General features: G+C 42.3%; 10 protein-coding genes and 1 tRNA gene. 9 read left to right on the plus strand and 2 right to left on the minus strand.

The genetic code is table 11. The features are described from left to right. Positions 1 to 995 precede the first annotated feature (995 nt). The 5 genes from LC574_RS13695 to LC574_RS13715 all read left to right on the plus strand — a co-directional run bounded on the left by LC574_RS13695 (position 996) and on the right by LC574_RS13715 (position 4,775). On the plus strand, positions 996 to 1,289 hold the full coding sequence (locus LC574_RS13695) for a hypothetical protein (RefSeq protein ID WP_229454032.1): 294 nt from the start codon (positions 996 to 998) through the stop codon (positions 1,287 to 1,289). Positions 1,290 to 1,431: 142 nt separating this feature from the next. Further along, positions 1,432 to 1,827, plus strand: coding sequence for a hypothetical protein (locus LC574_RS13700; RefSeq protein WP_229454033.1), 396 nt, complete (start codon positions 1,432 to 1,434; stop codon positions 1,825 to 1,827). Between the two features lie 268 nt (positions 1,828 to 2,095). After that, positions 2,096 to 2,290: a hypothetical protein gene (locus LC574_RS13705; RefSeq protein WP_229454034.1), complete on the plus strand. Its 195-nt coding sequence runs from the start codon at positions 2,096 to 2,098 to the stop codon at positions 2,288 to 2,290. A gap of 143 nt (positions 2,291 to 2,433) precedes the next feature. Continuing rightward, positions 2,434 to 2,979, plus strand: coding sequence for a hypothetical protein (locus tag LC574_RS13710; protein ID WP_229454035.1), 546 nt, complete (start codon positions 2,434 to 2,436; stop codon positions 2,977 to 2,979). A gap of 323 nt (positions 2,980 to 3,302) precedes the next feature. Continuing rightward, complete coding sequence (locus tag LC574_RS13715) at positions 3,303 to 4,775, plus strand: glycoside hydrolase family 13 protein (protein WP_229454036.1); 1,473 nt, start codon at positions 3,303 to 3,305, stop codon at positions 4,773 to 4,775. Positions 4,776 to 4,938: 163 nt separating this feature from the next. Here LC574_RS13715 and LC574_RS13720 read toward each other — a convergent pair whose 3' ends face one another. Continuing rightward, positions 4,939 to 5,358, minus strand: a complete 420-nt coding sequence (locus LC574_RS13720) for a fasciclin domain-containing protein (protein ID WP_229454037.1) — start codon at positions 5,356 to 5,358, stop codon at positions 4,939 to 4,941. Positions 5,359 to 5,515: 157 nt separating this feature from the next. On the opposite strand from LC574_RS13720, the gene LC574_RS13725 reads away from it, so the two are divergent. From LC574_RS13725 to LC574_RS13740, 4 genes are all read left to right on the plus strand, one after another. Then, entirely contained in the window at positions 5,516 to 5,752 is a 237-nt protein-coding gene (locus LC574_RS13725) for a DNA-directed RNA polymerase subunit omega (RefSeq protein WP_100900204.1), read from the plus strand. A 23-nt stretch (positions 5,753 to 5,775) separates the two neighbouring features. Beyond that, positions 5,776 to 6,384 (plus strand): hypothetical protein, encoded by a 609-nt coding sequence (locus LC574_RS13730; RefSeq protein ID WP_229454038.1) that lies wholly within the window; start codon positions 5,776 to 5,778, stop codon positions 6,382 to 6,384. A 79-nt stretch (positions 6,385 to 6,463) separates the two neighbouring features. Next, entirely contained in the window at positions 6,464 to 6,829 is a 366-nt protein-coding gene (locus LC574_RS13735; RefSeq protein WP_229454039.1) for a DUF1818 family protein, read from the plus strand. Between the two features lie 50 nt (positions 6,830 to 6,879). Continuing rightward, positions 6,880 to 6,953 (plus strand) — tRNA-Pro (locus LC574_RS13740). A gap of 91 nt (positions 6,954 to 7,044) precedes the next feature. Here the strand turns inward: LC574_RS13740 and LC574_RS13745 are convergent. Further along, positions 7,045 to 8,851: C-terminal helicase domain-containing protein (locus LC574_RS13745; protein WP_267871520.1), on the minus strand; the 1,807-nt coding region annotated here is incomplete at its 5' end.

Below are 8,851 nucleotides of genomic sequence, written 5' to 3' on the forward strand. Positions count from 1 at the left end.
TTAAGACTTGTGTATACACCGTAGCTTGGCAAGGGGGAGGGCGTAGCCGGGGGGTAAATATATGCAGCTTTACAAAGAAACGGTATTAGATTAGGACTTACGCAAAATATCTCTCAAACTCTCATTTTTACCTCAAATTAAATTTATTTGCTGAAAGCAAAACAGTGATTTTAACACTCAACAAACTGAGGTGTATAGATTTTTCATGCATACTTGAGGGGGGAGAAGGCAGTTGCCGTCAGCAACCACTTTCTCCCCCTTTAATCATTATCATTCTTGAGAAAATGCCGTCTTCTCTGCGCCTCTGCGGTTCGTTACTCCGTTAGGACTTACGCAGCGATGATTATAGGACTTACGCATTGACGCAAAATACATAGTATGTAAGGCTTGAAAAACCACATCTGTCGTAGGGGCACAGCATTGCTCATTGGTGTCAACAAAAGCCTTGAAATAGCTTAACTGTTGGCTTCCTCGCCCGCCTCGAACTAAAGTTCTTTGGCTTTCAGCTAAAGTCTACTGAAGTAGACTAAAGATTTTTGGCTATATTTAGTCATCTAAAGATGACTTTCGCTATTAGCAAGGAACTTCAGTTCCTTGCGGGACATGGCTTTTACGTTAAGTTGACACGTATGAGCTGGCTCGTGCCCCTACAGCGCGGGTTCACTGATCATCAAAGAACGATTAATAAAGGCTGAAACGACCTATTTTCGTGAAACATACCATGATTAATTTGTACAGTGCGTAAGTCCTAGATTAGTCATTGCGAGCGGAACGCAGTGTAGCGTTCGCGGAGCGTCTCTTAGAGTTGCAATCCCAGTCTTGACGAGATTGCTACCCTGCGGGAACGCCTTTGGCGAACGCAATGCTTGCAATGACGAAAGTACGTTGCCTTTGCGTAAGTCCTGTCCGTAACTCATGCGTAAGTCCTATTATAGTTTTGGGCAAAGTGCGATCGCCTGTTAAGTTTTGCCTACGCAGCAATATCTACTAACAAATTGCTTTGCGTCTACGCACTCTCCAACAAGCGGGAGCGGTCTACCTTCAAGCGGGAGCGGTCTACCTTCAAGCGGGAGCAGTCTACCTTCAAGCGGGAGCAGTCTACCTTCAAGCGGGAGCAGTCTACCTTCAAGCGGGAGCGGTCTACCTTCAAGCGGGAGCAGTCTACCTTCAAGCGGGAGCAGTCTACCTTCAAGTGGGAGCGGTCTACCTTCAAGTGGGAGCGGTCTACCTTCAAGTGGGAGCGGTCTACCTTCAAGCTTTTATCAAGATTAAACATATTATTTTTATAAATACCAATATCTAGTAATTAAATTCCGAAAAATTACTGCTATAGCTTGAAAATTTTATTAAAAAAATTGCGAGTTTTGCTGAACCGGAATGCAGTTTAATTGAGGCAAGCTAGCTCTAGAACCATTTTAAAGGAGTAAATCTATGTCTCGCAGAAAACGTACCTCCCGCATTCTAGAAAAAGCTGAGTTAAGATCCTCTGGACTAAAATCGATTGTTCCAAGCATCAAATTTGATGATGATAATAATATAGAAAAACTCATTGCATCAATTGAGCAGTTACGTACAAAACTTGATGCTTATAATACCGCTCTGTCTGTGATTGACTCTTCTCAAAGTGAGATTGAAGAAATGGAAAAAAACTTAAGCAGTCTTTCAGAGAAGATGCTAATGGCGGTTGCGATCAAATACGGTAAAGACAGCCGCGAATATGAGATGGGGGGTGGTGTTCGCAATAGCGAACGTATTCGCAAAATCAGGTCGAGCCGCTTGAAAGCTAGTGCAGCGCAAGTATCAGTTGAAAATGCTAAAACCGCCTAGATTCTACCCCACCCCCAACCCCCTTTCAAGGGTAGGTTTTTTGGAATCTCAAAAATAGTTGAGAAAATTATCAACTGTTTAACGTGGTTTGGTCGTTTCAGGATTTAAACATCGGCTGAAATATTCAAAAAATGACCAAATACAAAATACCTACCTTTGTAAGCCCCCAACCCCTCCCCTTGGTACTACGGTGTACACACATCTTGGTAATGAAGCCCAAACCCCAATACGGTTCAGTTAAGGATAATCGTAGGTTGGGTTGAACGAAGTGAAACCCAACAAACCACCGAAAATGTTGGGTTTCGTTCCTCAACCCAACCTACGCAGTTTAAGGTTTTTGACTGAAGCACTTGATATATGCCCCGGTTTGAAAGTGGGTGGTCTTTTAACTGGCACTCTTAAGAGTAACCGCGATCGTGGTGACTTTTACCAGGAGCGTCTAAAAGCACTCTCTCGACGGTAAATTCACAGATAATTAAGGATTGTGAAAAATCATCGTAATGAGTCAAATAACAGTATACTAAATAACTAGTTGATGTTTAAAAGCTGTACATAGCTTTCCTTACTGTCAATGATTACAAAACAAAAAATTGGAGAACTATGAGTATGAAAATTCCTCGCAGAGGTTTTTTTATAAAAGGTGGTTTAGCCCTTACTGGGTTAGCATTACCTAATCTTGTTCAGAAAGCTTACGCTCAAAGAATACTCGAGTATCCTGAAGCCGAGCCTAGTCAAAAAGCTATTATTGAGTATACGGCTCATCTACAGGGTCTCGGCGACACCAACTTTATTAAGCAACCTCTTTTATGTGGAACAACGGGGCAAAGTAGAAGGTTGGAAGGATTCTTAATTAGACTTGCACCTGGTTCTCAGAATGTGGGTTTGCGATACTTCGCACACATACAAGACCAAGGAGACACAAGCTGGAAATTTTTGAATCAGTATTGTGGTACTAAAGGACAGAGCCTTCGATTAGAGGGATTTGCAATAGAACTTACGGGATTGTCCATCCTAAATTATGATGTTTACTACTCCGCACATCTTCAGGGCACAGGAGATACACCTTGGTATAGAAACGGCGAGTTTTGTGGTACGAGGGGGCAAAGTACAAGGGTAGAAGCAATTTCTATCTTTATTGCAGACAAAATTTGATATTCTGTGATTAACCCGGCGTTGCTAGGGAGGATCACAATTTAGCAAAAATAGGACTTACGCAAAAATCGCCGACTGCGCTTAATTTATCGAACCGCCTTTGCTTTTCTACAAGAGGCTGCGCCAACAGAACCTGCGCGTTCGGGTAGCATCTGGTAGAAAAGAATCGGAGAGTGTGCGTAAGTCCTATTGCGTATAAAACAGCAGCAGAAAGGTGAAATCGCTAATGAATACTCACAAGTGACAGATTCTCTATCATAAGTAAGAGCCATAAAGAAGCTAATATTTGCAACGATCGCTTCTGAAGGTACAAAAATTTATTCATGCAAATTCAAACACCAGACTGGGTAAAGCACGCTGTTTTCTACCAAATCTTCCCAGACCGCTTTGCTAGAAGCAAACAGCCGCGCAAACGGCTACTGCATGAGGCCCGTTGGGAAGATTGGGACTCTATGCCAACACTCCAGGGTTATAAAGGCGGCGACTTATGGGGCATCATGGAAGGTTTAGACTACATCCAGGATTTGGGAATTAATGCAATTTATTTCACACCCATTTTTCAGTCCGCCAGCAATCATCGCTATCATACCCACGATTATTATCGAGTTGACCCCATGCTGGGGGGCAACGAGGCTTTTAAAGAATTGCTTGATGCAGCCCATCAACGGAATATCAAAGTTGTTCTAGATGGGGTGTTTAACCATTCTAGCCGGGGTTTTTTCTTCTTCCATGATGTTTTAGAAAATGGCCCCCATTCGCCTTGGGTAAATTGGTTCAAAATTGAAGGCTGGCCGCTTTCACCTTACAATGGTGAATTCCCTGCAAACTACGTGGGTTGGGCAGGAAATCGTGCTTTACCAGAATTTAACCACGACAATCCAGAAGTGCGGGAATATATTATGGAAATTGCCGAATATTGGATAAAATTCGGCATTGATGGTTGGCGATTAGATGTACCATTTGAAATAAAAACTCCTGGATTTTGGCAGGAATTCCGCGATCGCGTCAAGGCAGTCAATCCCGAAGCTTACATTGTGGGTGAAGTGTGGGGAGATTCCCGCGAGTGGTTGGATGGAACGCAATTTGACGGCGTGATGAATTATCTATTTGCTGGGCCGACAATTGCCTTTGCAGCAGGCGATCGCGTAGTCTTAGAACAAGTCCAAAGCCGCGACTATCAACCCTACCCACCCTTATTTGCCACCGAGTACGCCACCAAAATTCAAGAAGTACTGCAACTTTACCCTTGGGAAATTCAGCTAACTCAACTCAATTTGCTAGCAAGTCACGATACAGCCCGATTGATGACCATTGCAGGCGGTGATATAGGTAGTATAGAATTGTCAACTTTACTACTACTCACCTTTCCCGGTGCGCCCAGCGTCTACTATGGTGATGAAGTTGGTTTACTTGGTGCAATAGATCCAGACTCACGTCGTGGTTTTCCTTTAGAGAGTAACTGGAATCAAGAAATTTTCAATACTCATCGTCAATTAATTGCCCTGCGCCACACATACCCAGCCTTGCGTACAGGCGATTACCAAGTCCTCCATGCTCAAGGACAAATTTATATCTTTGCGCGAACTTTAGGAACAGAGGAATTGATAATTGCCCTCAACGCTGGCACAAGTTCGGCAACAGCCAATGCAGATGTCGTCAGTTTACGTACTCAACCCAACAAGCTGTTATATGGTACTGCTGAAGTTGAGTGGAATAGTGAAGGAGAAACTGGGCAGTTGACGTTGACTCTTCCCGCACGCAGTGGGTGCATTCTGGGAGTAGGGAGTAGGGAGTAGGGAGTAGGGAGTAGGGGGATGAGGGAGATAAGGGGGATGAGGGAGATAAGGGAGATGAGGGAGACAATGGGACAAGGAGAATAACCCATGCCCCATGCCCAATGCCCAATGCCCAATGCCCCATGCCCAATGCCCAATGCCCCATGCCCCATGCCCCATCCCCTTATTTCCCCGCCACCATTGCAGGCATTAACACCGCATCAATAATATGGATCACGCCATTGTCTGTCAAAATGTCTGTTTTGATGACATTGGCGTTATTCACCTTAAATTTGCCGTCGGCAGATTCAATGGCTACAATTGACCCTTCAAGCGTCTGTGCCTCATTAATCTGTACCAAATCATCAGACCGAACATCCCCACTAGCGACATGATATGCCACAATTTTCTGGAGCTTAGGGATATCTTGTAGTAGCGATTCTAAGGTTCCCTCTGGCAGATTAGCAAAGGCTTCGTCAGTTGGTGCAAATAGCGTAAAAGAACCAGGACTTTTTAGAGTCTCTATGAGATTTGCAGCTTCAGCAGCCTTTACCAGGGTATTGAAGTTTCCCGCGTTGATAGCAGTTTCCACAAGGTCAGCCATAAGGGTGTGTGACTTTAGTCAGGTAATATTATAAGTAAGTTATATTGACTAAAACACTCTCAACCTCTATCAAGAGAGAGGTTGCTAGCGATTAAATACACAGCAGCAGATTTATCGGTACTGCTACACTGGGGAATGACCCCAAGAACCACTGATTATGCTAAAGCGTTCTAAGTTTGAAACAACTCAGTCTCAGATTATGCACCGTTCTGAGGAACTGATTAGTGCAGCCTCAAATCGTTACCGCATTACGGTTCAGGTGGCAAATCGTGCTAAACGTCGGCGTTATGAAGACTTTGAAAATAACGAAGATGCGATGATGAAGCCAGTACTAAGGGCAATTATCGAAATGTCCGATGAATTGACTCAACCAGAAATTATTGGCGAACTATAAAAAAAGGCTTTAGAGAAGGTAGGATGAGCAAAAATTTATCGTTCATTCAACCCCTACTTAAACCTTGGCAGACACTCACTGCTTTAATGGTGGTGGGTGTAATTGTTTTAGGTTCAGGGGCGGACAAATCAATACATAAAAATTTATTTAGTATCCAACCTACTTATGCTCAGAGAATCACACCTAGCGATGTTTGGCAGCTAGTATATCAGCAATTACCTTCTTTACCACGAGAAAACAACTATATCAGCAAAGAAAATGGGAAAGTTGCCGAAAACAACACCTTAGTAAGTCGCCTGATTAGATATCACATTTATACCAAAGGGCGGGCCCCAATTTATCGCTTAGATTGGAAGCTGACTTTAGCTGATTACCTGGGTGCGAACGAAATTATGTATGATACTACTTACCCAGGCAATGAAACACTACGGGAAAATCCGATAGAAGGCGATCGCAAAGCCATCACTCGTCTCACCCGCAGCCAACGAAATGCCCTAGTCCAAGTCTTAGTCAATATATTTAATCCGAGTTCCCAAAATACCCCACCCCCTAGCCCCAACACCACACCCAGCCCTAATACATCAACCACCCCACAACCACCCCAACGAGGAGGTGCCGAACTACTGAAATGACCAAACCCACAGTCCAAAATCTTCCTTTGCGTTCCTCTGCGTTAAACCTCAGCGTCCCTCTGCGTTAAAAAACTAAGCTATGGAACGCCTTCTAAAAACTGGATTTGGTTGGCGTATAGGCCAGAACCCCGATGCACCTGAATTTAAAGGTTTAGTCGGTACAGATGATTGGGCAATTGAGTTAACCGAAGCCGAGTTGAATGATTTTTGCCGCCTACTAGCACAGCTAGCAGACACCATAAAACAACTTGCAACAGAATTAATGGAAGAGGAAAAAATTGCTTGTGAAGCCGAAAGCGATTTATTATGGATGGAGGTAGAAGGCTATCCTCATGCCTACAGTCTGCGCTTCATCTTGAATACAGGGCGATGTGTAGAAGGTAAATGGGATGCTTCTGCTGTTCCCGATTTGCTGCAAGCGACTGGGATGCTTAAGGTTTTTTAAATTTGCCTCTTGCTTATCCTAGAGTTTTGCTGTATGATAATAATTCTGACCGGGGCGTAGCGCAGCTTGGTAGCGTGCCACTTTGGGGTAGTGGAGGTCGTGGGTTCGAATCCCGCCGCTCCGATTGATGATAAGCCATGCCTGCTAGTCTTTTTAAAAGATTGGCAGGTTTTTCAATCAAGTCTGCGAGACGATACCAAATCCTTAGCACAAAATCATTCCAAAGCTTCACTACAAATAATAATTGGAATTGGTACAGACAGTGTAGGTAAACTATTATTCAGCCATTCATGCATATTATGTTGTCGGTAAATTTGCACCAATTGATTGAATAATTCCTGACCGACGAAACCATTACGTCGCAGTATATTTAACTCTCGGTTAATTACTTGAGTTATAGAACTACGAAACGCTTTTTCTAGAATATTAACTTGGCCTTTTACTTCTTCATAAGTACTTAATTTAAAAAATATTCTCAGTTCACGGAGAATATATCGTTGTCCCTGAGTCAAACGCTGGTTAAATTCCCGTTCTGCTTGGCGATGCTTCACTTCTTCTGCAAATTGAGATTTGACACGCATCACAGCAGAGTTATGCTCTTTGCTAACTCTTAAGCTAGGAGTAGTAGAATCAGCTTTAATTGCACCCAGAATGCGAGGGATATCCCTAGAAACTATATTTCCCTCATCGTCTAATAAAAACAACTGCTGATAGCCTTTGATTTCAGGTCGATTGGGGTCTGAAGCTTCACAGAAAACGTATGTCCCCTTCTGCTGCATAGAGAATTTAGCTGTACGAATACCATGCGGTAAATTAGCAATCCGCTCAAATTCACCTGAGTCTTCTTTCTGTAATTTTCGGAGAATTTCTTCAGCTTCATTTAAACCCAAGAAATCCTCTTCACCTTCCATATCAAAAAAGCTCAACTGTTTACCCTGTTGCTCATAAATAGCATACATAGCTTCTTCATTTAATTGTTCTGTAAGGTCAAGAATTGCAGCATCTTCACCAATAGAATCATGAATTTCTTGAATTCTGTTTTTGAGCTTTTGCTTCAAGCCTAAATTCCGTTCAATGCCTAATTCAGGTAAAAAATTGTATCCATAAATTACATCTTTATCGCTACCAATTCTGTCAATGCGGCCAAAACGCTGAATTAGTTTTACAGGGTTCCAATGCAAATCATAATTGATGATGAGGTCGCCATCTTGGAGGTTTAAACCTTCTGCTAATACATCGGTAGCAATGAGTGTATTAATTTCAGACTCACCAGCCTTAAATTTATATTCTTTATTGGCTTTAGGTGCAAATCTGCCAACTACACGAGTTTTATTCTTATTACTTCCGCTATAGATAACATCAATATCATCTTGCTTACCTTGTGAGTTTAAATTGTCGTGCAGATATTTAGCAGTATCAGCATATTGAGTAAAAATCAGCCGCTTTTTATCTTTGAGTATTGGTTTATCTAACCAATTTATCAAAGTCTGTAATTTGGCATCTTTATCAGGTGTAATTGGTTCAACTAACGCCTGAATTTTTTTGAATAGGTTAATATCATGCTCAATATGCTGTTGTAATTTCTGTCCATTAAAATCCGCCAAGTCATATTTGCCAGACACCTGGCGTAATACATCCATCAAATCTTGTTCTTCAGCTTGGTTATAATCTGTTGATAGCAAAATTTGCGCTTCGTCTCCTGCGGGAATAAATCCTTGAGATAGTCCATTTAAAAACCTTTCATGGACTATCAATAATTTTTGAATAGTTTCTTTAAATGCATAAACACTCGACTCAAAGCGCTTAAATAATAGTACCCGCATTAGTCCTCGCAGGTTAGCGCCAGCGCGTTGTAAAGTATTATAAGGCTCTTGTTTTTGTTTGTCTTTTAAAACATAATTCCATAATCCATAACGAGCATAGCTGAGTTCGTTGACTAGTGGTTTAGCCAGTTGACGCTTGCGAGATATGCCTAAATATTGACGTAATTCCTGGTAAAGTCCTTGATAGGTTTTTAAATGG

This window comes from Nostoc sp. CHAB 5715 (genome assembly GCF_020829685.1).
Classification (GTDB): Bacteria; Cyanobacteriota; Cyanobacteriia; order Cyanobacteriales; family Nostocaceae; genus Nostoc.